The organism is Microbacterium lemovicicum (genome assembly GCF_003991875.1).
Taxonomy (GTDB): Bacteria; Actinomycetota; Actinomycetes; order Actinomycetales; family Microbacteriaceae; genus Microbacterium; species Microbacterium lemovicicum.
The window spans coordinates 2691866-2713711 of record NZ_CP031423.1; the positions used below are offsets into that span (position 1 = coordinate 2691866).

Genomic DNA, 21846 nt, shown 5'->3' on the forward strand with positions numbered 1-21846 from the left:
GGCCATGGGCCTGGGTCCTGCATCACCGCCGGCGCTCAGAAGGCGTAGCGCACGCGGCAGTACGGGAGGTGGCGCGCGATGAGGCCCTCGAGCTGCGCCACGGCCCGGCTCTTGAGTCCGTAGCGGTAGCGCACGTTGACCCCGCCGTTCTGCGAGAGCTTCGTCTCCTGGTTCTCCGGCGTCCAGAGCAGCTCCTCCGCCGTCGGATGCCATCCGAGGTTCACGTCGTGCAGCTGCTCGTTGTGGGTCAGGAAGATGACCTCGCAGGCGAGCTGAGCCTTCGCGCGCGCGCTGAGCGCGGCATCCAGCTGCGCGAAGAGCTCCGTCCACTCGCCGATCCAGTCGGGCGTGAGGATGACGGGCGAGAAGTTGACGTGCACCTCGTAGCCCGCCTCGACGAAGTCGTTGATCGCGGCGATGCGCTCGGCCATCGGCGACGTGCGCAGGTCGGTGACCTTCGCGACGGCGGCCGGCATCAGGGAGAAGCGGATGCGCACGCGGCCGGCGGGGTCCCACTCCAGCAGGTCGCGGTTGACGAACTTGGTCGCGAAGGACGCCTTGGCGGTCGGGGTCATGCGGAACAGATCGCAGAGGTCGCGGACGTTCTCGCTCAGGAGGGCGTCGACCGAGCAGTCGCTGTTCTCACCGATGTCGTAGACCCACGCCTCCGGATCGCACTGCGTCGGCTCCGTCTTCACGCCCTGCTTCGCGATGTGGCGCGCGAGGTGCCGCGAGATCTGCTCGATGTTCGCGAACACCGTCACGGGGTTGCTGTAGCCCTTGCGCCGCGGCACGTAGCAATAGGCGCACGCCATCGCGCAGCCGTTGGCCGTGCTCGGCGCGATGAAGTCGGCCGACCGTCCGTTCGGCCTGGTGACCAGGCTCTTCTTCACACCGAGGACGAGAGCCTGCGTCTTGATGCGCACCCAGCGGGCGACATTGGCCTCGTCGCCGTGCACCTCGGGGATCTGCCAGTGGGACGCGACCGGCACGATGTCGGCGGCGGGCCAGCGGGCGACGATCTCCTGCCCGCGGGGCAGTTCGAGAGCGGCGTCCTCCGCATAGATGCGGGTCACCTGCAGCAGGGTGGAGCGGGTGACAGACATCCTTCCTGTCTACCCGCCCCCTCCGACATCCGCCCCGGGGAGAGTGCGGCTTACGCCCAGGTCCAGGTGGACAGGACCGAATCGGCGACCTCGGTGCGCTGCGACTCCTCGACCGTCGTGCTGAAGGAGAAGGTCACGACGTAGGTCTGACCGTCGTTGGTGAGGTAGTACTGGTCGATCCGGTACTCGGCGCCCTCCGAGCTGAACAGCGCGGTGAGGTGCGCGGACTCCGAGCCGGCGACGTTCTCGCGATCGAGCACCTGCACGTCGGTGGCGCCCGCGCCCTCGAGCTCCTGCACGCCGAGCGTCTCGACGTCATCGGCGGAGATCTCGCCGGCCGGGCTCTTGATGACGTTGACGTTGTCGGAGAAGCCGTCGGTGTCGGTGAGGTCGGCGGCGAGCGAGTCGGCTCCGGTGGCGCCGGCCTGGTCCTTGGCGTCCTCCCAGCCCTCGGGCGCCGTGTAGCTGTAGCCGTCGCCCGTGATGGTGGTGCCCGAGGCGTCGGGAGCCTCGGTCGCGGGTGCGGCCGACTCCTGCGAGGCGGACTCCTGGGGTGCCGCCTCGTCGGGGGCGGTGGTGGCGGCCGGGCCGGCGCAGCCGGCGAGGGCGAGGACGGCGGTCAGGGCGAAGACGGGAAGGGCGGAGGTTCGGGCGATGCGGGACATGCTGTCACCGTAGAGGCAGGCCGGTCGCGGGATCCAATCTCCGTCGCGGGGTTGACCCGGGGCCGCCCGACGCCCTACTCGCCGCCGGGCGGGACGCGGGCCGGACGTCGGGAGCCGGACGAGGGTCGTGCAGGATGGACGCAGGCGACGGACGGGGAGCAGGGATGAGCGGGCGCGAGGATGCGGCATCCGATCTCTCCGATGGCGTCGATGCGTTCGCCGATCTGATGCGCGAACCGCCGAATCCGCCCGCGGACGGGGAGTGGGCCGATGACCCGCGACGCCGGCGCGCGCGTCGGCGGCGCGGCTGGATCATCGCCGCGGTGCTGCTGCTCGTGCTCGTCGGGGCACCGGTGACCTATACGGCCTGGGCGCTGAACGCACCGGTCGCCGCTCCCGTCGGGACGATGAGCACCCCCCAGGCGGCCGCCGCCGCTCCGGTCGCGCTGACGCTGCCCGCCGAGGGCGCGACCGCGATCAGCGTCAGCGGCGGCGAGGCGTACCTCGGCGACACCGCGGCAGGCATCTGGGCCGCGACCGGGGGCGATGACCCGCGGCCGATCGCGAGCATCACGAAGCTCGTCACCGCGATGGTCATCCTGGACGCGATCCCGCTCGCCGGCTCCGACGACCCGGGACCGACCATCACGTTCACCAAGGCCGACCACGACCTCTACGACGAGTACTACGTGCAGGGCGCGACGATCGCCCCGATGCCGACCGGCAGCACGCTCTCACTGCACGATGCGCTCGCGACGATGCTCATCCCCTCGGCGAGCAACTACGCCGACGCGGTGTCGCGCTGGGTCTTCGGATCGCAGGGCGCCTTCGTCGACGCCGCACGCGCCTGGCTCGACGAGCAGGGCCTCACGGGCACGACCATCGTCGAGCCGACGGGGCTGAGCCCCGACAACACGAGCCGACCCAGCGAACTGATCGCGATCGGCAGGCTCGCCGCGGCGAACCCGGTGATCTCCCGGATCGCGTCGACCGGAACGCTCGCGCTCCAGGGGCCGGGCTTCATGGTCAACACCAACTCCCTCCTCGGCCGAGAGGGCGTCACCGGCCTGAAAACGGGCACGTTCGGTCTGGGCTCCTACAACCTGCTGTTCACCGCGTCGCTCGACGTCGGCATCGGCGCACCGCTGCAGGTGACCGGGATCAGGATGGGCGGCGCGACCCGCGACTCGACGAACGCCGACGTCATCGCGCTGCTGAGCAGCATCCGCTCCGGGTTCCACGACATTCCGGTGTCGGCCGCGGGCCAGGAGATCGGTGCTTTCACGACCGCGTGGGGCGCGTCGGCGACCCTCGTGCTGCGCGATGCGGCCTCGGTGCTGACGTGGTCCGACACCCCCATCGTCGCGTCGCTGTCGACGACCGCGCCCGTGACCTTTCGCGACGGCGAAGAGGTGGGCGTGATGACCTGGACCGCCGGACCGAACACCGCGACCTCCGTCGTCGAGGTCGAGGGCGAGATCGAGCCGCCCACCGAGTGGTGGCGGCTGACGCACCCGTCGGAGCTCGGCCTGCCCTGGGACCCGCCGCCGGGCTGAGCGGTCGCCGCCCCGGTCCGACCGGTCGCTGCGGCGGTCTCAGCCGCCGATGGCGTTCATGCCGCGCGCGGGCTGGAGGAACCCCGGGTCGTTGATCGCGTGGCCCGGAAGCTTCCCGTGCACGCAGGAGCGCAGCATCCCGTCGATCCGGTCGTCGATCGCCGCGGCATCGCCGTCGCGCAGGATCGGCACGAGGTCGTACTCGGTCGTCGAGAAGAGGCAGTTGCGCAGCTGACCGTCGGCCGTGAGGCGGAGCCGGTCGCAGTCGCCGCAGAACGGTGCCGTCACCGACGCGATCACGCCGACGGTGTGCGGGCCGCCGTCGAGCGTCCATCGTTCGGCGGGGGCGCCGCCGCGGCCGGGGATCGGCGTGAGCTGCCAGCGGGCCGCGAGCGCCGCGAGGATCTCCTCCCGCGTCACCATCTGCGCGCGATCCCACGTGTGTCCGGCGTCGAGCGGCATCTGCTCGATGAAGCGGAGCTCGGCGCCGTGGTCGACGGCGAACTGCACGAGGTCGGCGAGTTCGTCGTCGTTCACGCCGCGCATGGCCACGGTGTTGAGCTTGAGAGGACGCAGACCGGATGCCGCGGCCGCCGCGATGCCCTCGAAGACCTCGTCGATGCGATCCCGCCGCGTGAGCTCGTGGAAGCGCGCACGGTCGAGGGTGTCGATGCTGATGTTGAGGCGGTTGAGGCCCGCGTCGACGAGCGCCGGGAGCTTCTCGGCGAGCTTGATGCCGTTGGTGGTCATGGCCAGCTGCACGGGGCCGGACGGGGACGAGATCGCCGAGAGACGACGCACGACCTCGACGATGTCCGTCCGCAGCAGGGGCTCGCCGCCGGTGAGGCGGAACGTCGACACACCGGCCGCGGCGGCGACGCGCGCGATCCGCTCGATCTCGTCGAGCGTCAGGATGCTGGAGCGGGCCAGCCACTCGTTGCCCTGCTCGGGCATGCAGTAAGTGCAGCGCAGCGAGCAGCGGTCGGTCAGCGAGACCCGCAGATCGCGGTGGACGCGGCCGTGGGTGTCGACGAGCGGGTCGCCGGGCGCTCCGCTCGGGACGCCCACCGGCGGGCGCACGCCGAGCATGACGGGAACGGCCGTCACGACCGGTCCCCCGCTCTGCGACGCGAACCCATGTCCCGAGCGTAACCGCGCGGCGGGCGGTCCGGGCCTTCCGGCTGCCGGCGGCTGCGGGATCGCGCCGCCTCAGCCCGCGGTTGACCGCGTCCGACGGCGGGGTCAGCCCGCAGCGCGGAGCGGCTGGAGCCGCACGTGGCGCTCTCGCACGTGCAGCCGCACGGTGGAGCCGGGGCGCAGGCCGAGCTCGGCCGCCTCGTCGACCGCGACGTCGACGGCGACGGCCGGCTCGGCGGTGTGCACGCGCACCGCGCCGGGCAGCTGCTCGAGCCGCGCGACGCGGGCACTCCACTCACCCGGTACGGGCCGCTCGAGCTCCGCGCGGCGCAGGACGCCGGTCCACGTGCTGTCCGTGATGGTCGTGAGCCGCACGTCGGACGGGCGGAACGTCGCCGCGACGGGCGTCCCGTCGGGCAGACCCGACGCACCCGCGGAAGGGACGCCGGGAGCGGATGCTGCAGCCACCGTCCCGCTCAACACGACGTCACCGGCGGGGAACGTGGCGTGCCACCGCCCGTCGCGGAGGGCGCCCTCGACGCGGTTGACCCCGGCCAGCGCCGCGACGAACCGCGTCGCCGGGGCGGCGAGGACCGCCCGCACCGTTCCCTCCTGCACCACACGACCCGCCTCGAGCACGGCGAGGCGGCCGGCCATCGCCGCGGCATCCACCACATCGTGGGTCACGACGACAGCGGTCGCGTGCGCGTGAGCGAGCTGCTCCGCGACCATCGCGCGGAGGTCGCCGGCGGTCTCGGGGTCGAGCGAGGTCAGCGGCTCGTCCAGCAGCAGCACCCGCGGCTGCACGGCGAGCGCGCGGGCGACCGCGACGCGCTGCTGCTGACCGCCCGACAGCTCGGCGGGACGACGATCCCCGGAGCCGGGGAGCCCGACCCGCCACAGCCACTCGTCGGCGTCGCGGTCCGCGTCGGATCGCGACAGACCCTGCGCGCGGAGGCCGAAGGCGACATTCGCGCGGGCCGACAGGTGCGGGAAGAGCCGCGGCTCCTGCCCGAGGAGCACGGCGCCGCGTCGGGCCGGCGGCGTGGACCGGCGGGCGGAGGCGACGACGCCGCCGCCGATCGACACCTCGCCCGAGGTCGGGCGGACGAGACCGGCGATCGCGCCGAGGAGCGTCGACTTCCCTGCGCCGCTCGGGCCCATCACGGCCACGACCTCGCCGGGCTCGAGGTGCAGCTCGACGTCGAGGCGGAAGCCGGGACGCTCCACGACGACGTGCGCCGACAGCGCCGCGCCGCTCATCGGGCCGCCCCCGGACGCCAGGCGCGCACGAGCAGGAGCACGGTGAGCGCGGTCACCAGCAGCAGCAGGCTCAGCGCGACGGCGGTGCCCTGCCCGACGCCGGAGCCGTTGAAGGCCGTGTAGATCGCCAGCGGCATCGTCTGCGTCACGCCGGGTGCGTTGCCCGCGAACAGGGCGGTCGCGCCGAACTCTCCGATCGCCCGGGCGAAGCAGAGCACAGTGCCGGCCACGAGGCCGGGGGCCGCGAGCGGGAGGGTGATGCGCCACAGGATGCGCCAGCGTCCGGCGCCGAGGGTCGCCGCGGTGCGCTCGTAGGCGACGCCGGAGGTGCGCAGCGATCCCTCCACAGCGAGCACGAGGAACGGCAGCGCGACGAAGGTCTGGGCGAGCACGACGGCGGGGGTGGTGAAGGGCACGCGGATGCCGAACCACATGTCCAGCAGCTGCCCGAGCGCCCCGTTCCGTCCGAAGAGATAGAGCAGCGCCACTCCCCCGACCATGGGCGGCAGCACGAGCGGCACGGTCACGAGCGCGCGCAGCAGACCCGCGACCCGTGGGCCGCTGCGCGCGATCAGCAGCGCGAGCGGCACGCCGAGCAGGAGGCAGATCGCGGTGGCGACCACACCGGTGCGCACCGACAGCCACAGGGCGTCCACCGCGGCCGGTGCGGTGATGTCCGCCCACAGCGTCGACCACTCCACGCGGGCGACGAGCGCGCCGAGCGGGACGACGAGGAGGGCGAGCCCCACGACGGCGGGCACGGCCAGCACCGGCGGGACGAACCCCCGGGTCTCGCGCGCTGCGCTCATCAGGTCCCGACGCTATCGCGGCCGGCTCGACGGCGGGCCCGCCTCACGGTGCCCCGAATCCGAGCTCCGCGAGGATGGCCCGGCCCTCCGGCCCGGTGACGAACGCGGCGAACGCGGCGGCCGCCTCCGGGTTCGCCGAGCCCGACAGCGCGGCCACCGGGTAGCGGTTCACGACGTCGTCCGCGCCCTCCGGCACGATCGACTCGACATCGGCGTCCCCGATCACGTCGGTGGCGTAGACGAGTCCGGCATCCGCCTCGTCGGCCGCGACCTTGGTCAGCACCGCCTTCACGTTCTGCTCCGAGCTGACCGGGGTGACCGCGACGTTCTGGGTGGTCAGCAGCGTCTGCGATGCGGCGCCGCACGGCACCTCCGCCGCGCACAGCACGACCGACACCCCCGGGCGCGCGAGGTCTGCCAGATCGTCGATGTCAGCGGGGTTGCCGGCCGGCACGGCGATGACGAGCGTGTTGGTCGCGAAGAGCTCGGCCGAGCCCGCGATGAGGTCGGCGTCGGCGACCTTCGTCATGTTCTTCTCGTCCGCCGACGCGAAGACGTCGGCCGACGCGCCTTCGACGATCTGCGTGGCCAGCGTGCTCGACCCGTCGTAGACGACCGGACGCACGTCCACCCCGGGGTTCTCCGCCGCGAACGCCGACGCGATCTCGTCGAACGCGGCGCCGAGAGACGCCGCGGCGTAGACCGTCAGCTCCCCGGAGAGGGAGGAGGATGCCGTCGCACTCGGCGACGCGGTCGCGCTCGCCTCGGCAGGGGCGGCCGCACCCGACGCGCACCCGCAGAGGAGCAGAACGGATGCCGCGGCCGCGGCGATCAGGGTGATCGGTCTGCGCACGGGTCAGCTCCGGGGGGTCTCGACGATGACGGTGGTGGCCTTCACGACGGCGACGGCGAGCGAGCCGACCTCGAGCCCGAGGTCGCGCACCGCCTCGGCGGACATGAGCGACACGACGCGGTGGGGACCCGCCTGGATGTCGACCTGGGCCATCACGGTGTCGGCCTGGATGCGCGTCACCAGCCCGACGAACCGGTTGCGGGCGCTGGAGAGCACATCGGTCGGGTCGGGCGCGGCTCCCGCCTGCGCGACCGCGCGCGCCGCCAGCGCCTCTCCGGGGATCTCGGTCGGCGTGGAGCCCGTCGTCGGCAGAACCCCCTGGTCGACCCACCGTCTGATGGTGTCGTCACTCACCCCGAGCAGGCGCGCGGCGTCGGAGATGCGATATGCGGACATATCCCGACTATATCTCCGCGCACGCGGCAGAAAGCACGGTACTCCGACCCGGCCGTTAGCCTGAGTCCATGTCGTTCCCGCCGCTGGTCGAGCCCGTCGACGCGCTCACGTCCGCGGAGCGCGCGCGTACCGCGCGGCACGCCAGCCTCGCCGAGCTCGGCGACATCGGACAGCGCAGGCTCGCCGCCGCGCACGTCGCCGTCATCGGCGCGGGCGGCCTCGGATCGCCGATCATCCTGGCCCTCGCCGCCGCCGGCGTCGGCACGCTCACCGTGATCGACGACGACGTCGTCGAGCTCTCGAACCTCCAGCGCCAGGTCATCCACCGGCTCGACGACGTGGGCGCCGCCAAGACCGACAGCGCCGCGCGCGCCACGGCGCAGCTGTCGCCCGAGACGCGCGTGCTCACCGTGCGCGATCGCCTCACCGCGGCCAACGCCGTCGACCTCCTGCGCGAGGCGCATCTCGTCATCGACGGCTCGGATGTCTTCTCGACCCGCGAGGCCGTCGCCGCCGCGGTCGAGCACCTGGGCATCCCCCTGGTGTGGGGGGCCATCCAGTCCTTCGACGCCCAGGTCACCGTCTTCTGGACCGACCCGCCCGCGGGTCACGCCCCCGTCCGCCTGAGCGACCTGTATCCGGTCGGCAGCGCCGACGACGCCCCCACCTGCGCAGCGGTCGGCGTGCTCGGCGCGCTGTGCATCCAGGTCGGCGGACTCATGGCGATCGAGGCGATCAAGCTCATCGCCGGCATCGGCCGCCCGCTCCTCGGTCGCGTGCTCGTGATCGATTCGCTCGGTGGCCGCCAGTCCGAGGTGGCTCTCCGGGGAGCAGCGGCAGCAGCGCGTCCGGCGCCCGTCGAGACGGATGCCGCGCGCCGCCCCCGCTGGATGCCGCTCGACGAGGCCGACGCGGCCCTTGCCGCCGGCATCCGCGTACTCGATGTGCGCGAGCCGCACGAGACCGCCGCGGGCATGATCCCCGGCTCCGTCGCCCTGCCTCTGGCCGACGTGCTGGTCGACCCGACCGCCGCGGGGCCGGGTCCGGTGCTGGTGGTCTGCGCCGTGGGCGCCCGCGCCGATCGCGCCGCGGCCGCGATGCTCGCGCACGGGATCGAGGCGGTCGTGCTCGCCGGCGGCATTCGCGCATGGGACGCCCGAGCCTCGGCCGACGGCGCGTCGGTGCCCGCATGAGCGCCTCGCACGCGCACCCGGGTGGGCACGGGACGCATGACGTCGCCCGCGACTCCGCCCTCCGGACCGTCGAGCAGCACCTCGAGGTCGTGCTGTCCGCCGTGCGCGTGCTGCCGACGACGAGGGTGCCCCTGGGCGAGGCGTTCGGCCGCACGCTGGCCGAGCCCGTCGTGTCGCGGGTCGACATCCCGGTCTTCGACAACTCGGCCATGGACGGATTCGCCGTGCGATCCGCGGATGTCGCGGCCGCAGCATCCGATCACCCGATCCGGCTGCGCGTGGTCGCCGATCTCCCGGCCGGCACGTCGCTCGACCCGGCGCTCGCGCCCGGCGAGGCGGCGCGCATCATGACCGGCTCCCCCGTCCCGGCCGATGCGGACGCGATCGTGCCGTTCGAGGACACCGCGGGCGGACTGCATGGCACCGGCGACATCGTCGAGGTGCGGGCGGCTGCGGCTGCCGGCGCCCACGTGCGCCGACGCGGCGCGGACTCCGTCGCGGGCACCGAGATCGTCTCGGCCGGCACGCTGCTCGGCGGCTTCCAGGTCGCCGCGGCCGCCGCCGCCGGCGTGCCGGACATCGCGGTGCACCACACCCCTCGCGTGGCGGTGGTGTCGACGGGCAGCGAGCTGGCCGAACCGGGCGGCGCGCTCGAGCGCGGGCAGATCCCGGAGTCGAACTCGCTGCTGCTGGACGGACTGGTGCGGGGCGCCGGCGCCGACGTCGTGCTGCGCGCCACGGTGGCCGACGAGGTCGGCGAGCTTCGTGCGGTGCTGGCCGAGGCGGTCGCGCGCGGCGCGGACGTGCTCATCACCTCCGGCGGCGTCAGCGCGGGCGCGTACGAGGTCGTGAAGGACACGTTCGGTCCGGGCGGCGAGCTGCAGTTCACGAAGGTCGCCATGCAGCCGGGTAAGCCGCAGGGCTTCGGCGTGCTCGAGGGTGGCATGCTCGTCTTCGGACTCCCCGGCAACCCGGTCAGCGTCGCCGTCTCGTTCGAGACGTTCGTGCGTCCGGCGCTCCTCGCACTGCAGGGGCGCGCGCAGCGTCAGCGCGACCTGCTGCGCCTGCCGGCGGCCGTCGCGTGGCGCACCCCGCCCGGCCGGCGGCAGTACCTGCCCGCGGCGATCGATCGCTCCGACCCTGCGCGCTGGACGGTGCGACCGGCCACCGCCGGCGGATCGGGCTCGCACCTCGCCGGCGGTCTCGCGGTCGCCGAGGCGTTCGCGGTCGTTCCCGCCGACGCGCCCGCCGTCGCCGTCGGCGACCTCGTGGATGTCATGCTGATTCCATGAGCTTCACCCATCTGGATGCCGCGGGTCACGCCCGCATGGTCGACGTCACCGAGAAGCAGCCGACGGTGCGCTCGGCCACCGCGCGCGGCTTCGTCCGCTGCGCGCCCGACATCGTCGCGGCGCTCCGCGACGGCTCCGTCCCCAAGGGCGACGTGCTCGCCGTGGCGCGCATCGCGGGCATCCAGGGCGCCAAGCAGACCCCCGCGCTCCTGCCGCTGGCGCACGTCATCGGCGTGCACGGCGCGACGGTCGACCTCGTCGTCGAAGACGCGGGCGTCGCCGTCGAGGCGACGGTGCGCACCGCGGATCGCACCGGCGTCGAGATGGAGGCCCTCACCGCCGTGTCGGTGGCGGCGCTGGCGATCGTCGACATGGTGAAGGGGCTCGACAAGGCCACGTCGATCGAGGATGTGCGCATCATCGCCAAGACCGGCGGCAAGTCGGGCCCGTGGGTGCGCCCCGGCGAGAACGTCTCCGCGAGCGGGGAGACGCGCTGATGGCGCTCGTCCGCTTCTTCGCCGCCGCGCGGGAGGCCGTCGGCGCCGACGAGCTGATCCGCTCGGAGAAGACGCTCGGCGAGCTCCGCACGGCCCTCGTGCGCGAACACCCGGCGCTGACCGACATCCTGCCGCGCTGCGCCGTGCTGGTCGCCGGCGAGCGCACGGGAGACGAGCACCCCCTGGTGCCCGACGACGTCATCGACGTCCTGCCGCCCTTCGCCGGCGGCTGAGCCCGGGCGCCGGAACCGGCACATCGAGCCGACCGGCGGTCAGGCGACGGCGATCAGCCGCCGATGCCCTTCCATGCCGTGGTGCCGTCGGCCTCGATCTGACGCTTCCACACGGGCAGCGCGAGCTTGATCTGCTCGATCACCTCCCGGCACACCTCGAACGCCTCGGCGCGATGGGGCGAGGCGACGGCGATGACGACCGCCGCGTCGCCGACGGCCAGCCGGCCGATGCGGTGGCTGACGGCGACGGAGGCCGCCGTGCCCGCCGACGCCTTCTCCGCGATGGCGTGCAGCGCGGTCTCGGCGTCGGGGTGCGCGGAGTACTCCAGCGCGACGACGGCACCCGCGGCATCCGGATCGTGGTCACGCACCCGGCCGACGAAGGTCGTCACCGCTCCCGAGCTCGCGTCGTCGACGGCGTCGAGGTGCTCGTCGAGGACGAGGGCCACGTCGCTGATCCTGGCCAGCCGCACGCCGCCGGACATCAGCGCGCCCTTCCGGGAGCGGGGGCGGACGGCCTGGAGGCGGTGCGGGTCGGCATGCGATCAGCCTAGGTCGACTGCGGACGGACGTGGGGCAGGGTGCGCCCCGCTCACAACCCCCTTCCCGCTCCCGAGCGGTGCGGGCCAGTGTGAGGGGCATGAGTGCAGATGAGCCCGACGCGCGTTCGGGCATGCGGCTGATGTTCTGGGCCTGGATGACGCTGATCGTCGGCGGACTGACGATCATGATCGTGCTGCCCCTGGCGGGGCGCTGAGATGCGACGGTTCTTCCGCGACAACGGTCTGAGCGTCGCGTTCCTGGCCATCTTCGTCGCCGCGCTCGTCGGGCAGTCCTTCGCCGGATTCGCCTACATGAACGAGGATCTCGCGCAGCACGGACTGCCCGCCGTGGGTTATCTCGACTTCGTGACCTCGTCGGACTTCCTTGTCGACGTCGCGGAGAACTGGCAGTCGGAGTTCCTGCAGTTCTTTCTGTTCATCTTCGCGACGATCTGGCTCATCCAACGGGGGTCTCCCGAATCGAAGATCCCCGGCGACGCCGGCCTCGGCTCCGATGAGGACCAGATGGTCGGCGAGCACGCGCGGGCCGACTCGCCGTCGTGGGCGCGCGTCGGCGGCGCGCGCCGGTGGCTGTACTCGAACTCGCTGCTGCTGGTGATGGGCGCGGTGTTCGTGCTGTCGTGGTTCGCGCAGTCGCTGGCGGGCACCGTCGTCGCGAGCGACGAGAACGCCGAGCACGGCCTGCCGCCGCTGACCTGGCTCGACTACGTCATGTCTGCGGACTTCTGGAACCGCACGCTGCAGAACTGGCAGTCGGAGTTCCTCGCCGTCGGCGCCATGGTCGCCTTCTCGATCTACCTCCGCCAGCGCGGATCGAGCGAGTCGAAGCCCGTCGGGCTGCCGCACCACACGAGCTCCGTCGAGTCCGACTGACGACAGGATGCTGCGGCGCCGCCGCACCGGCGGCGCTCAGATCGGACGGCGGGAGCCGGACGGCGGGAGCCGGTCAGTGGTCGCCGCCGCCGAGCTGCGCGACGATGTGCGCGGCCACGGAGAGGACGATCGGCATCCCCGTCCCGACCGCGTTCGGCGAACCGGGGAGGTTGACGACGAGCGCGCCCGAATGCTCACCGGTCGGGTCGACGACACCGACCAGCCCGCGCGCGAGCATGCCGGTGGGCTTGACCGCGGCATCCGCTCGACGCAGCTCCTCGGCGATCCCGGGCACCTCGCGGTCGATCACGCCCCGCGTGCCCTCCGGCGTCTGGTCACGGGGCGAGACGCCCGTGCCTCCGGTGGTGACGACGAGGCGCGCGCCTTCGGCCAGCGCCTCCCGCACGGCCGCCTCGACGCTGTCGGCTCCGTCGGGCACGACCCTGGCTGAGGCGCACGTCCACCCGGCGGCGGTCAGGGCCGCGACGGCGATCGGACCGCTGCCGTCGGAGCGCTCTCCGGCCGCGGTGCGGTCGGAGACGGTGATGACGGTGGCCGTGAGGTTCGCCGGCGGGATCTCGTGATGATGCGACATGGCTTCACCCTAGGCCCGGGCGCTCGGCTGCCTCGGAGCGCGAGCATGATGGAGTCATGCCTGCCGAGCACCGCCCCGGACTGCGCGTGACGCCCGGGGTCGTGATCCCCGAGGCGGAGCTCGCATGGCGCTTCTCGCGCTCGTCCGGACCGGGCGGGCAGGGCGTGAACACGGCGGACTCGCGCGTGGAGCTGGTGTGGGATGCCGCGCGGTCGGCCGCACTGTCCACGGTGCAGCGCGAGCGGGTGCTCGAGAGGCTGAGCGGACGCCTCGTCGACGGAGTGCTCACGATCGCGGCATCCGAGACCCGCGCGCAGCTGCGCAACCGGGAGGCGGCGCGTGCCCGGCTGGTCGGACTCGTCGCCGAGGCCCTGCGGCCTCCCGCTCCCCCGCGCCGCGCGACGAAGCCGACGCGCGGGTCGAAGGAGCGGCGCCTGACGTCGAAGAAGCAGCGCACCGATGTCAAGCGCCTGCGGCGCCCGCCGACCGACTGAGGTCGATCAGATGCGCGAGCGATCCCAGCGGTCGCCCGAGTAGCTGATGATGAAGTAGCCGATGAGCGACAGCAGCCACAGCAGGAAGATCGAGAACACCGCGCCGTGCCCGAACGCCCGGCCGAGTCGCAGGGCGACGATGACGGCGAAGACGACGTTGACGATCGGCACGAGGAGGAGCAGTCCCCACCAGGCCGACAGGCCGGCGGCGCGAACGATGAAGAACGCCGCGACGAAGGGGATGAGCGCGACCCATCCGGGCTGTCCCGCCTTCTTCAGGAACGGCCAGACGGCGGCGACGAAGAGGATGTAGCCGATGAGGCCACCGAAGAAGGAACCCGTCGTGGCGCCTGAATTGTCGGCGTTCTGAACGGAGGCGAGGAGCGGCAGGGCGAGGGCGACGGTGTGCATGCCGCGAGTCTAGGGGCGGCGTCGCACCGCTGACACGGGACCCAGGTCCACGTGTCGCCGGGCGTCGGATGCCGTGACGCCACCATGCCGGCCCGGTCCGCGGGCGCCCCCTGTCAGCCGATGAGCGCGACCCCGAAGCCGGCGACGACCGCTCGGACCTCGTCGAGGTAGCGCTGCGCCTGCTCCGTGAGGGGGATGGCGGCGTGGCCGATCCATCCGATCTCGATGCGCTCGTCGACGTCGAGCGGCACCGCCACGATCTCGGGGTCGAGGTCGTCGCTGATGATGCCCGTCGAGATCGTGTAGCCGTCGAGGCCGATCATGAGGTTGAAGATCGTCGCGCGATCGGAGACGCGGATCTCCTGCCTGCTCGAGAGCGTCGAGAGGATCTCCTCGGCGAAGTAGAAGGAGTTGTTCGCCCCCTGGTCGAAGGTGAGGCGCGGCAGGCCGGCCAGATCGTCCAGTGTCGCTCGCTTCCGCGAGGCCAGCGCGTTGCGGCGGGAGACGAAGATGTGCGGCTCTGCGACGAACAGGGGGTGGAAGGCGAGGCCCGAGTCGCGGAGGAGCTTGTCGATGACGTTCCTGTTGAAGTCGTTGCGATAAAGGATGCCCAGCTCGCTGCGCAGGGTGCGGACGTCCTCGATGATGTCCCACGTGCGGGTCTCCCGTAGCGAGAACTCGTAGTCGGCCGTCTCGGTGCCCTTGACCATGCGCACGAACGCGTCGACCGCGAACGAGTAGTGCTGCGTCGACACCCCGAGCAGCCGTCGCGAGGGCGGCCGGCCGAGGTAGCGCTGCTCGAGGAGAGCGACCTGCTCGACCACCTGCCGGGCGTAGCCGAGGAACTCCACGCCCTCGGCGGTGAGGGTGACACCGCGCGCCGATCGGAGGAGCAGAGCGCGCCCGACCCGGTTCTCGAGGTCTTTCATCGCCGCGGACATGGTCGGCTGTGCGATGAAGAGCAGGTCGGCGGCCGCCGTGATGGAGCCCTCGGCGGCGACCTCGATGAACGACTGGAGTTGCTGGAGGGTGATACCGCTCGTCCGACGCACCATAGGCAGATGCTATGGCATCGGATAGCGAGGGCGAATTACCCGATGACTCGGCGCGGCCCGCACGATGGGGAGACCATCTCGCCGGGCCTTCGGGGCCTCTGCATCCGGAAGGCCCACCATGGTGACCGACGTCACGTTCCGCATCACCACCACGCGCTTCGACGAGGACTACACGCCGTCCTCGAGCTCGCGCGCGACGACGAACTTCGCGAACCTTGCCCGCGGGGAGGGCCGACGTCAGAACCTCCGCAACGCCCTCACGATGATCGACCACCGCTTCAACGAGCTCGCCGTCGACCCGGCCCGGGACCGGTACCGCGTCGAGCTCGACATCGTCTCGGTCGCCCTGCGCTTCGGGACCGACGGCGAGGGCGACGAGGAGTTCCCCGCCGTGGAGATGCTCGAGATCACCGTCGTCGACCGGCGGACGGGCGAGCGGCGCCCGGGCATCGTCGGCAACAACTTCTCGTCGTACCTGCGCGACTACGACTTCAGCATCCGCCTTCCGGCGTCCGCCGCCGCCGCGGGCCATCCTGTCGTCCCCGACGACTTCGGCGATCTGCACGGCCGGCTGTTCCAGCACTTCCTCGACTCCGACGCCTACCGCGAGCTCTTCGCACTGCCGCCCGTGATCTGCATCAGCGTGTCGACGAGCAGGACCTACCACCGCACCGGGTTCGTCCATCCCGTGCTGGGCGCCGAGTACGCGCAGGACTCGTTCTCGCTCACCGACGACTACTTCGGAAAGATGGGCCTGCGGGTGCGCTACTTCATGCCGCGCGGAAGCGCCGCGCCCCTCGCCTTCTACTTCCGCGGCGACCTGCTCGTCGACTACACCGATCTGCAGCTCATCGGCACGATCGCGACCATGGAGACCTTCCAGAAGATCTACCGACCGGAGATCTACAACGCCCTCTCCCCCGCCGGCGACATCTACCGGCCGACTCTCGATCATGCCGACTTCGCCCGGACGCAGGTCGACTACGACCGCGAGGAGCGGAGTCAGCTCGCCGTCATCCAGGGGCGGTACGCCGAGCAGCACTTCGTGAATCCCCATCGGGCCACGCTCGACCAGTGGGCTCGCGACGTCGTGGCTGTCGTCCGATGAGCGTCGCCCCGACCCGCGGCGGGCCTGCGCTGCTCCCCACCTCGATCGTCGGCAGCCTGCCCAAGCCGGCGTGGCTCGCGCAGCCCGAGGTGCTGTGGTCGCCGTGGAAGCTCGAAGGCGCCGTGCTGGACGAGGGACGGCAGGACGCGCTGCGCGTCGCCGTCCAAGAGCAGCAGCGACGCGGCATCGACATCATCAGCGATGGGGAGCAGACCCGCCAGCACTTCGTCACGACGTTCATCGAGAACCTCGACGGCGTCGACTTCGAGCAGCGCGAGACGGTGCGCATCCGCGATCGCTACGACGCCAGCGTCCCGACCGTCGTGGGCGCCGTCAGCCGGAAGCAGCCCGTCTTCGTGAAGGATGCCGCCTTCCTCCGTCAGCAGACCGATCGGCCGATCAAGTGGGCGCTGCCCGGGCCGATGACCATGATCGACACGCTGTACGACCGGTACTACGGAAGCCGCGAGAAGCTGGCCTGGGAGTTCGCGACCATCCTCAACCAGGAGGCGAAGGAGCTCGAGGCTGCGGGGGTCGACATCATCCAGTTCGACGAGCCCGCATTCAACGTCTTCTTCGACGAGGTGAAGGACTGGGGCGTCGCGGCCTTGGAGCGCGCGGCCGAGGGCCTGCGCGCCGAGACCGCGGTGCACATCTGCTACGGCTACGGCATCAAGGTGAACACCGACTGGAAGGCGACACTCGGCTCGGAGTGGCGGCAGTACGAGGAGACGTTCCCGCTCCTCCAGGGCTCCACCATCGACATCGTCTCCCTCGAGAGCCACAACTCGCGGGTGCCGATGGATCTGATCGAGCTCATCCGCGGCAAGAAGGTGATGCTCGGCGCCGTCGACGTGGCGAGCGACGACGTCGAGACGCCGGAGGAGGTGGCGCGCACGCTGCGGCGCGCCCTGGAGTTCGTGGATGCCGACAAGCTCATCCCGAGCTCGAACTGCGGCATGGCGCCGCTGCCGCGCGACGTGGCGTTCGCCAAGCTGAGCGCGCTGTCGGCCGGCGCCGAACTCCTGCGCGCCGAGCTCGCCGGCGGAGCCGACGCACGCCTGCCCGGGGCGGCCTGACGGCGCGGTGACACGCGGCGTCCATGATCAGCGCTGCTGCCGCGTCTCCTGCGCGTCGTCGTCAGCCGCTGGACGCCCCGGACCTTCCGCCACCCGTCGTGACCTTCGGTCAGCGGATGGGGGTGATCCCCTGGGTGGTGCGGGGGAAGGTGGCCAGCACGGCGGGGTCGATGTTCAGGTGAGCTGACACGAGCTGCGGTGGCACGTGCGCGAGCCAGTTCGCGAGAGAGATCTCCTCGTACGTCGGGGCGCGGAACACCTCGAGGAACTGCAGGACGTCGTCGCCGGTGTTCTCGACGTAGTGGCCGTAGTTGCGCTTCACGACTCCCACATCGCCGGGCCGGAAGTCGGTGGTGTTCGCGTGGGGTCCCGTGTTGAAGACCGTCATCCGCGCGGATCCACGGAGGTAGTACTGCCACTCGTCGGAGTTGGGGTGCCAGTGCAGCTCCCGCATCGACCCCGGCTCGACGGTGACCAGGGCGGCAGCGACCGTGTTCGAGAGGGGGAAGGTCGTGCTGTCGGCGATCTGGATGCTTCCGCCGCTGTTCTGATGGCGCGGCTGCGATCGGGACAGACGGAAGATGACCGGCTCCGACGCCCCCCAGCTGACACCCGCAGCGTCCTGATCGGCCGCGAGATCGCCGGGCTCCTCGCCGGGGAAGATCCAGAGGTTGTGCAGCGGGATGTCGCTGAACACGTCCTGAGCGACGCCGAAGTTCTTCGCGAGCACCTCGGGGGGCGTGTGGGCGAACCAGTCCGTCAGCAGGAGCGTGTTGCTCTCGGACTGATTGCCGTCATCGAACGCGAGGACGAATTCCGCGCCGTCAGGTCCCAGACCCTGCAGGGAGTGCGGGGTCCCCGCGGGGAAGAACCAGAGATCGCCCTCTTCGACGTCCTCGACGCTGGGGAGTCCGGCACGGCTGAGCGTCGTGACACGGCATTTCCCCCGGGTCATCACGGCCCACTCGGCGGTCTGATGCCAGTGGAGTTCGCGGATGCCTCCGGCCTCGAGGTGCATGTTCACCCCGGCGATCTCCTCCTGGATCGCGAAGTCCTGCTTGGTGAGCTCCCGCGCCCAGCCGCCCTTCTGCACCCTCCGGGGGGAGATGTTGAACGAGGACCAGAAGAAGGCCTGCGTGCTGATGTCCGTCGCGGGCGCGTCGATCTGATTGGGGAACTGGCTTTCGATCACCGTGTTCTGCGGCCCGGTCATCGTCGTGCTCCCGGGGTGATCGACAGTGTTGATCTCACCCTCCGCAGGAAGGTCGGGGTTCCCGAACGACGCCGTCTCGTGGTTCGGACTCGTGCTGCCGGTGGATTCCATGGCTACTCCTCGATCGTCGACACCTTCTGGCCAGCATTCAACGCCCTCTCCGCGGGTTTGTGCTGCCGCTGTCTCACATGTCTCGACACATGTCGTGGTCACGGAGGCGCCGCGACGGGTGTGATGGGTCATCCGACCCTTTCGATCGACGCGGAGGAGCGCCCGATGACCTCGACAGTCTCGACAGAACGAAGGCGGTATCCGCTTCTCGAACGCCCTTCGGCCGCCATCGCGCTGGCGGTCGCCGCCGGACTCTTGAACGCGTGGACGTTCGGGCACACGCAGACGTTCGCGACCGTTCAGTCCGGCAACATCGTCTCGATCGGCTACTTCGTGGTCGCCGGCGACATGGGACGTGTCGGCATCGCCGCGATCTCCGTCCTGGCGTTCTTCGCGGGCGCGTGCGTGTGCAGCATCCTGATCCTCTGGCTGGCTCGTAGTGGCCGGGCGTACTCCTTGGTCGTCCTCGCCTGCGAGACGGTCCTGCTCATGGTGCTGGCCGCCGTCGCGACGGTCGGCGCCGTCGACCCGTGGTGGATCGCATGGAGCATCAGCTTCCTCGCGGGAATGCAGGGGAACGCCTTCCACCGGGAGACGGGGATGCTGTACGGAAATGTCGCTGTGACGCTCGTGGTGCAGATGGCGGGAAGCCTCCTGGGGCGCGCCATCGGTGCGAAGATCGCGTCGGACGGCCAGCCGCACCTGCGACCGGCAGGTGGGTTCCTGCTGATCCTCCTGGGTTTCGCGGCCGGTGGAGCGGCCGGCTGCGCGGTGGATCCGGTCTGGACCAGCGGCTCGCTCGTGGCCGCTGCCGCCGTGCTGGCCGTGCTGGCCGGTGTCGCCGCGACGCGTCGCGGCCCGGTCGACCCGGCTCAGAACGCTCCGACGCCCTGAGGATCGGTGTCCGCGTGACGCGCCGGTCCGCCGCGACACGCGCGTCGATCCGCACGGAGGCCGGCGGTCACCGGCGATCGTGTGGGCGTCCGGCACTCCTGCGAAGCGCCGGCTCGGGGAAGTAATGCCGTTCGCGGGGTTCGCCATCGGTGTGGGCCCGGGCGGCCGCCTGTAGCTCGCGATCGCGGCCGGTCAGTCTCTGAGTCTGCTGCCGGCGGTACTCGCCCCAGGAGGGCACCATGAAGGACTCGAGCAGCACGTCCTCCTCCTCGCCGCTGCGGAGCAGGGTCCATCTGTACCCGCCGGTGCGCCGCCGAGAGCTCTCGACGAGCCGCATCGATGCGCGGAACGGGTCGATGTCATCGGGGTGCACGATGTAGGCGATCTGCACCAGGACGGGGCCGTCCGTCGGGTCGGGATCGAGAACCAGGGTGGGCGTGGGCCACGACATGGAGACGGTGCGGTCGACCGTGCTGGTGCCGGGCAGAAGCGGCCACCACGTCACACTCGTGGCGATGATGACGAGCAGGGCCGCGGCTGCGGCCAGCGATGTCTCCGTGCCCACGGCCCCGGCCAGGGCACCCCAGCCGAACGAGCCGACGGCCATCGTCCCCATGAAGACGAGGATGTAGATCGACGCCCCGCGCGACCGCACCCACTGCGGGAGCGTCAATTGGAGCGCGGCGTTGAGCACCGTCAGCGTGCCGATCCATGCCACCCCGGCAAGGACGAGCAGCACCAGCATCGGGACGAAGGGCAGGAACGCCGCAGCGACAGTGCCGACGGCGAACAACAGAGCGCTCACCGCGATGACCGCGTTGTCCGAGTACTTCTTCCGAGCCAGCGGCAGCACGAAGATCCCGAGCACGGCGCCGACACCGACAGCACCGAGAAGCAGCCCGTACCCGCTCGAGGTGAGGCCCAGACGTGTGGCGGTCAGGGGAAGCAGCGCCCAGAGCGCGCTGGCGGGAAGGGCGAACAGGGCCGACCGCAGCAGGATGCGACGCACCAGGTGGGCGGATGTGACGTAGCGGACGCCGGCGCGCAGCGCGGCGCCGAACGGTTCCCGGTCATCGAGCCCGACCTGCGGCGGCCGTCGCCACCACCAGAGCGCGGCGACGGCTCCGATGAAGCTGAGCGCGTTGACGCCGAAGACGACCGGGGCGCCGAGCAGGGAGAGCATCACTCCGGCGAGAGCAGGGCCGACGGCTCGCGCTCCGTTCACGGTGACGCCGCCGAGCGCGGAGGATGCCCCGATGAGCGGGCGCGGGACGAGCTCGGGCTGGATCGCCTGCCACGCCGGTGAGGTCAGTGTGGAGGTGATGCCGAGCAGGAATGTGAAGCCGAGGATCGTCCAGGGAGTGAGCGCGTTCAGGAAGGCGATGACCGTCAGCACCGCGGCGATCACCGCACTCGCCGCCGATCCCCAGATCAGCAGCTTCCGGCGATCGAGGGAATCGGCGAGCACCCCCGCCGGGAGGGAGAACAGCACTGCCGGCGCCAGACTCGCTGTCTGGACGAGGGCGATGATGGTCGCGCCCGCAGCGGCATCGACGAGGTACCACTGCGCACCGACCGTCTGCATCCAGGTGCCGATGTTGCTCCCCAGCTGCGCGAACCACAGCATCCGGAACGCCGGGATGGCCAGCGGCGCCCAGGCGGAAACGGCGCCGGGCTTCGAGGCGGCGGGCTTTGAGACAGCGGGCTTCGAAACAGCGGGCTTCGGGGCAACGGGCTTCGCGGCGGCGGGCTTCGCGGCATCCGGCTTCGCGGCAGCGGGCTTGGGGGCGTCTGGCTTCGCGTTCATCGGTCCGCCCGGGCCTGCGTCGCCGCGGCCTCGTCCACGACGGTCGGTGGCCCCACGGGCGTGGCGCTCTCCGCCCCATGGGGGGTGCGGACGGCCGTCGCCGACGGTTCTTCTCGCACGGCGAAGAGGTTGCCGAAGGGATCCAGCAGCTGGCAGAGGCGCTCCCCGGTGAAGACCGTCTTCGGCCCCCGGTGGGTCGTCGCGCCGTGGGCCGTCCATTCCGCGACCACCGCGTCGACGTCCGGCACCGTCCAGTACGGGACCGTTCCCGAGGGTCCGGAGGAGTTCACCTCATCCACGACGTGCAGTGTCAGCCGCGAACCACCGACGTCGAAGGCGACGAGCATGTCCCCACGAACCACGGGCCGGCAGCGCAGCCGCGCCGCGTACCACTCGACCGCCGCCTCCAGGTCTGCCACGAAGTAGAAGACATTGCCGACCGAGCCGAAGGGCGCTCCCGTCATGCGGGACCCGTCGCCGAGACGGACTGCACGGCGACCGTCTCCGAGAGCGGTACGACGGCGGCCCCCCGGCCGGCATCGTCCCCCGGATCGGTCCCGGCGCCGGGAATGGATCGTGTCGCCACTTCGCCCCCGTTCTCACGCCGTGATCGACGCCCTCACAGAACGGTAGGAGATGCGCG

24 protein-coding genes are annotated in these 21846 nt (G+C 71.6%); 10 read left to right on the top strand and 14 right to left on the bottom strand.

Translation table 11 applies throughout. From position 1 onward, the window contains the following. Nucleotides 1-35 precede the first annotated feature (35 nt). Complete coding sequence (locus tag CVS47_RS12570; RefSeq protein WP_127096385.1) at nucleotides 36-1106, bottom strand: spore photoproduct lyase family protein; 1071 nt, start codon at nucleotides 1104-1106, stop codon at nucleotides 36-38. A 50-nt stretch (nucleotides 1107-1156) separates the two neighbouring features. Continuing rightward, nucleotides 1157-1771, bottom strand: coding sequence for a hypothetical protein (locus CVS47_RS12575; RefSeq protein ID WP_127096386.1), 615 nt, complete (start codon nucleotides 1769-1771; stop codon nucleotides 1157-1159). 164 nt (nucleotides 1772-1935) lie between these two features. Between CVS47_RS12575 and CVS47_RS12580 the strand changes: the two genes are divergently transcribed. Further along, on the top strand, nucleotides 1936-3327 hold the full coding sequence (locus CVS47_RS12580; protein ID WP_127096387.1) for a D-alanyl-D-alanine carboxypeptidase family protein: 1392 nt from the start codon (nucleotides 1936-1938) through the stop codon (nucleotides 3325-3327). A gap of 39 nt (nucleotides 3328-3366) precedes the next feature. Here the strand turns inward: CVS47_RS12580 and moaA are convergent, their stop codons facing one another. The 5 genes from moaA to CVS47_RS12605 all read right to left on the bottom strand — a co-directional run bounded on the left by moaA (nucleotide 3367) and on the right by CVS47_RS12605 (nucleotide 7785). After that, complete coding sequence (gene moaA / locus CVS47_RS12585; RefSeq protein WP_378790317.1) at nucleotides 3367-4434, bottom strand: GTP 3',8-cyclase MoaA; 1068 nt, start codon at nucleotides 4432-4434, stop codon at nucleotides 3367-3369. Between the two features lie 135 nt (nucleotides 4435-4569). After that, nucleotides 4570-5727, bottom strand: coding sequence for an ABC transporter ATP-binding protein (locus CVS47_RS12590; protein WP_127096388.1), 1158 nt, complete (start codon nucleotides 5725-5727; stop codon nucleotides 4570-4572). Then, complete coding sequence (locus tag CVS47_RS12595; protein WP_127096389.1) at nucleotides 5724-6536, bottom strand: ABC transporter permease; 813 nt, start codon at nucleotides 6534-6536, stop codon at nucleotides 5724-5726. The genes CVS47_RS12590 and CVS47_RS12595 overlap by 4 nt, the downstream gene beginning before the upstream one ends. 43 nt (nucleotides 6537-6579) lie before the next feature. Next, a complete protein-coding gene (gene modA / locus CVS47_RS12600; protein ID WP_241240148.1) occupies nucleotides 6580-7389 on the bottom strand; it encodes a molybdate ABC transporter substrate-binding protein in 810 nt (269 codons plus the stop codon). Nucleotides 7390-7392: 3 nt separating this feature from the next. Further along, nucleotides 7393-7785, bottom strand: a complete 393-nt coding sequence (locus tag CVS47_RS12605; RefSeq protein WP_127096390.1) for a TOBE domain-containing protein — start codon at nucleotides 7783-7785, stop codon at nucleotides 7393-7395. A gap of 68 nt (nucleotides 7786-7853) precedes the next feature. Here CVS47_RS12605 and CVS47_RS12610 point away from each other — a divergent pair, with 68 nt between their 5' ends. Genes CVS47_RS12610 through CVS47_RS12625 form a run of 4 tightly spaced genes read left to right on the top strand, consistent with a single transcriptional unit; the run spans nucleotide 7854 to nucleotide 11000 of the window. Further along, entirely contained in the window at nucleotides 7854-8978 is a 1125-nt protein-coding gene (locus CVS47_RS12610; protein ID WP_127096391.1) for a ThiF family adenylyltransferase, read from the top strand. Next, nucleotides 8975-10270: a molybdopterin molybdotransferase MoeA gene (locus CVS47_RS12615; RefSeq protein WP_127096392.1), complete on the top strand. Its 1296-nt coding sequence runs from the start codon at nucleotides 8975-8977 to the stop codon at nucleotides 10268-10270. The genes CVS47_RS12610 and CVS47_RS12615 overlap by 4 nt, the downstream gene beginning before the upstream one ends. Beyond that, on the top strand, nucleotides 10267-10767 hold the full coding sequence (gene moaC / locus CVS47_RS12620; RefSeq protein ID WP_127096393.1) for a cyclic pyranopterin monophosphate synthase MoaC: 501 nt from the start codon (nucleotides 10267-10269) through the stop codon (nucleotides 10765-10767). The genes CVS47_RS12615 and moaC overlap by 4 nt, the downstream gene beginning before the upstream one ends. After that, nucleotides 10767-11000 (top strand): MoaD/ThiS family protein, encoded by a 234-nt coding sequence (locus CVS47_RS12625; protein ID WP_127096394.1) that lies wholly within the window; start codon nucleotides 10767-10769, stop codon nucleotides 10998-11000. The genes moaC and CVS47_RS12625 overlap by 1 nt, the downstream gene beginning before the upstream one ends. A 53-nt stretch (nucleotides 11001-11053) precedes the next feature. Here the strand turns inward: CVS47_RS12625 and CVS47_RS12630 are convergent, their stop codons facing one another. After that, a complete protein-coding gene (locus CVS47_RS12630; protein ID WP_127096395.1) occupies nucleotides 11054-11485 on the bottom strand; it encodes a molybdenum cofactor biosynthesis protein MoaE in 432 nt (143 codons plus the stop codon). A 273-nt stretch (nucleotides 11486-11758) separates the two neighbouring features. On the opposite strand from CVS47_RS12630, the gene CVS47_RS12635 reads away from it, so the two are divergent. Beyond that, nucleotides 11759-12436, top strand: coding sequence for a DUF6766 family protein (locus CVS47_RS12635; RefSeq protein WP_127096396.1), 678 nt, complete (start codon nucleotides 11759-11761; stop codon nucleotides 12434-12436). Between the two features lie 73 nt (nucleotides 12437-12509). Here CVS47_RS12635 and CVS47_RS12640 read toward each other — a convergent pair whose 3' ends face one another. Then, nucleotides 12510-13031 (bottom strand): MogA/MoaB family molybdenum cofactor biosynthesis protein, encoded by a 522-nt coding sequence (locus tag CVS47_RS12640; protein ID WP_127096397.1) that lies wholly within the window; start codon nucleotides 13029-13031, stop codon nucleotides 12510-12512. 56 nt (nucleotides 13032-13087) lie between these two features. Here CVS47_RS12640 and arfB point away from each other — a divergent pair, with 56 nt between their 5' ends. Next, the gene (gene arfB, locus CVS47_RS12645; protein WP_127096398.1) at nucleotides 13088-13525 is read left to right on the top strand and encodes an alternative ribosome rescue aminoacyl-tRNA hydrolase ArfB; all 438 of its coding nucleotides are present in this window, start codon (nucleotides 13088-13090) and stop codon (nucleotides 13523-13525) included. A 6-nt stretch (nucleotides 13526-13531) separates the two neighbouring features. Here the strand turns inward: arfB and CVS47_RS12650 are convergent, their stop codons facing one another. Together CVS47_RS12650 and CVS47_RS12655 are read right to left on the bottom strand one after the other, a co-directional pair. Further along, on the bottom strand, nucleotides 13532-13936 hold the full coding sequence (locus tag CVS47_RS12650; RefSeq protein ID WP_127096399.1) for a DUF5684 domain-containing protein: 405 nt from the start codon (nucleotides 13934-13936) through the stop codon (nucleotides 13532-13534). Between the two features lie 113 nt (nucleotides 13937-14049). Further along, on the bottom strand, nucleotides 14050-14991 hold the full coding sequence (locus CVS47_RS12655) for a LysR family transcriptional regulator (RefSeq protein WP_127096400.1): 942 nt from the start codon (nucleotides 14989-14991) through the stop codon (nucleotides 14050-14052). A gap of 118 nt (nucleotides 14992-15109) precedes the next feature. Here CVS47_RS12655 and CVS47_RS12660 point away from each other — a divergent pair, with 118 nt between their 5' ends. Then, entirely contained in the window at nucleotides 15110-16099 is a 990-nt protein-coding gene (locus CVS47_RS12660) for a putative oxygenase MesX (RefSeq protein ID WP_127096401.1), read from the top strand. Then, nucleotides 16096-17178: a methionine synthase gene (locus CVS47_RS12665; protein WP_127096402.1), complete on the top strand. Its 1083-nt coding sequence runs from the start codon at nucleotides 16096-16098 to the stop codon at nucleotides 17176-17178. Before CVS47_RS12660 ends, CVS47_RS12665 begins: the two co-directional genes overlap by 4 nt. Before the next feature lie 109 nt (nucleotides 17179-17287). On the opposite strand, the gene CVS47_RS12670 is transcribed toward CVS47_RS12665, so the two are convergent. Continuing rightward, entirely contained in the window at nucleotides 17288-18502 is a 1215-nt protein-coding gene (locus CVS47_RS12670; RefSeq protein WP_127096403.1) for a cupin domain-containing protein, read from the bottom strand. Between the two features lie 165 nt (nucleotides 18503-18667). Here CVS47_RS12670 and CVS47_RS12675 point away from each other — a divergent pair, with 165 nt between their 5' ends. Further along, complete coding sequence (locus tag CVS47_RS12675) at nucleotides 18668-19396, top strand: YoaK family protein (RefSeq protein WP_164734655.1); 729 nt, start codon at nucleotides 18668-18670, stop codon at nucleotides 19394-19396. A 67-nt stretch (nucleotides 19397-19463) separates the two neighbouring features. Here CVS47_RS12675 and CVS47_RS12680 read toward each other — a convergent pair whose 3' ends face one another. Beyond that, entirely contained in the window at nucleotides 19464-21203 is a 1740-nt protein-coding gene (locus CVS47_RS12680) for an MFS transporter (protein WP_127096405.1), read from the bottom strand. Then, the gene (locus tag CVS47_RS12685) at nucleotides 21200-21667 is read right to left on the bottom strand and encodes a VOC family protein (RefSeq protein WP_127096406.1); all 468 of its coding nucleotides are present in this window, start codon (nucleotides 21665-21667) and stop codon (nucleotides 21200-21202) included. Before CVS47_RS12685 ends, CVS47_RS12680 begins: the two co-directional genes overlap by 4 nt. Between the last annotated feature and the right edge of the window lie 179 nt (nucleotides 21668-21846).

Coding starts and splice junctions, on each gene's coding strand:
- arfB (WP_127096398.1), top strand. CDS start 13,088: ATGCCTGCCGAGCACCGCCCCGGACTGCGCGTGACGCCCGGGGTCGTG.
- CVS47_RS12630 (WP_127096395.1), bottom strand. CDS start 11,485: ATGTCCGGCGGCGTGCGGCTGGCCAGGATCAGCGACGTGGCCCTCGTC.
- CVS47_RS12580 (WP_127096387.1), top strand. CDS start 1,936: ATGAGCGGGCGCGAGGATGCGGCATCCGATCTCTCCGATGGCGTCGAT.
- CVS47_RS12595 (WP_127096389.1), bottom strand. CDS start 6,536: ATGAGCGCAGCGCGCGAGACCCGGGGGTTCGTCCCGCCGGTGCTGGCC.
- CVS47_RS12570 (WP_127096385.1), bottom strand. CDS start 1,106: ATGTCTGTCACCCGCTCCACCCTGCTGCAGGTGACCCGCATCTATGCG.
- CVS47_RS12650 (WP_127096399.1), bottom strand. CDS start 13,936: ATGCACACCGTCGCCCTCGCCCTGCCGCTCCTCGCCTCCGTTCAGAAC.
- CVS47_RS12665 (WP_127096402.1), top strand. CDS start 16,096: ATGAGCGTCGCCCCGACCCGCGGCGGGCCTGCGCTGCTCCCCACCTCG.
- CVS47_RS12635 (WP_127096396.1), top strand. CDS start 11,759: ATGCGACGGTTCTTCCGCGACAACGGTCTGAGCGTCGCGTTCCTGGCC.
- CVS47_RS12575 (WP_127096386.1), bottom strand. CDS start 1,771: ATGTCCCGCATCGCCCGAACCTCCGCCCTTCCCGTCTTCGCCCTGACC.
- CVS47_RS12675 (WP_164734655.1), top strand. CDS start 18,668: ATGACCTCGACAGTCTCGACAGAACGAAGGCGGTATCCGCTTCTCGAA.
- CVS47_RS12615 (WP_127096392.1), top strand. CDS start 8,975: ATGAGCGCCTCGCACGCGCACCCGGGTGGGCACGGGACGCATGACGTC.
- moaC (WP_127096393.1), top strand. CDS start 10,267: ATGAGCTTCACCCATCTGGATGCCGCGGGTCACGCCCGCATGGTCGAC.
- CVS47_RS12590 (WP_127096388.1), bottom strand. CDS start 5,727: ATGAGCGGCGCGGCGCTGTCGGCGCACGTCGTCGTGGAGCGTCCCGGC.
- CVS47_RS12685 (WP_127096406.1), bottom strand. CDS start 21,667: ATGACGGGAGCGCCCTTCGGCTCGGTCGGCAATGTCTTCTACTTCGTG.
- CVS47_RS12680 (WP_127096405.1), bottom strand. CDS start 21,203: ATGAACGCGAAGCCAGACGCCCCCAAGCCCGCTGCCGCGAAGCCGGAT.
- CVS47_RS12625 (WP_127096394.1), top strand. CDS start 10,767: ATGGCGCTCGTCCGCTTCTTCGCCGCCGCGCGGGAGGCCGTCGGCGCC.
- CVS47_RS12605 (WP_127096390.1), bottom strand. CDS start 7,785: ATGTCCGCATATCGCATCTCCGACGCCGCGCGCCTGCTCGGGGTGAGT.
- CVS47_RS12655 (WP_127096400.1), bottom strand. CDS start 14,991: ATGGTGCGTCGGACGAGCGGTATCACCCTCCAGCAACTCCAGTCGTTC.
- CVS47_RS12610 (WP_127096391.1), top strand. CDS start 7,854: ATGTCGTTCCCGCCGCTGGTCGAGCCCGTCGACGCGCTCACGTCCGCG.
- CVS47_RS12670 (WP_127096403.1), bottom strand. CDS start 18,502: ATGGAATCCACCGGCAGCACGAGTCCGAACCACGAGACGGCGTCGTTC.
- CVS47_RS12660 (WP_127096401.1), top strand. CDS start 15,110: ATGGTGACCGACGTCACGTTCCGCATCACCACCACGCGCTTCGACGAG.
- CVS47_RS12640 (WP_127096397.1), bottom strand. CDS start 13,031: ATGTCGCATCATCACGAGATCCCGCCGGCGAACCTCACGGCCACCGTC.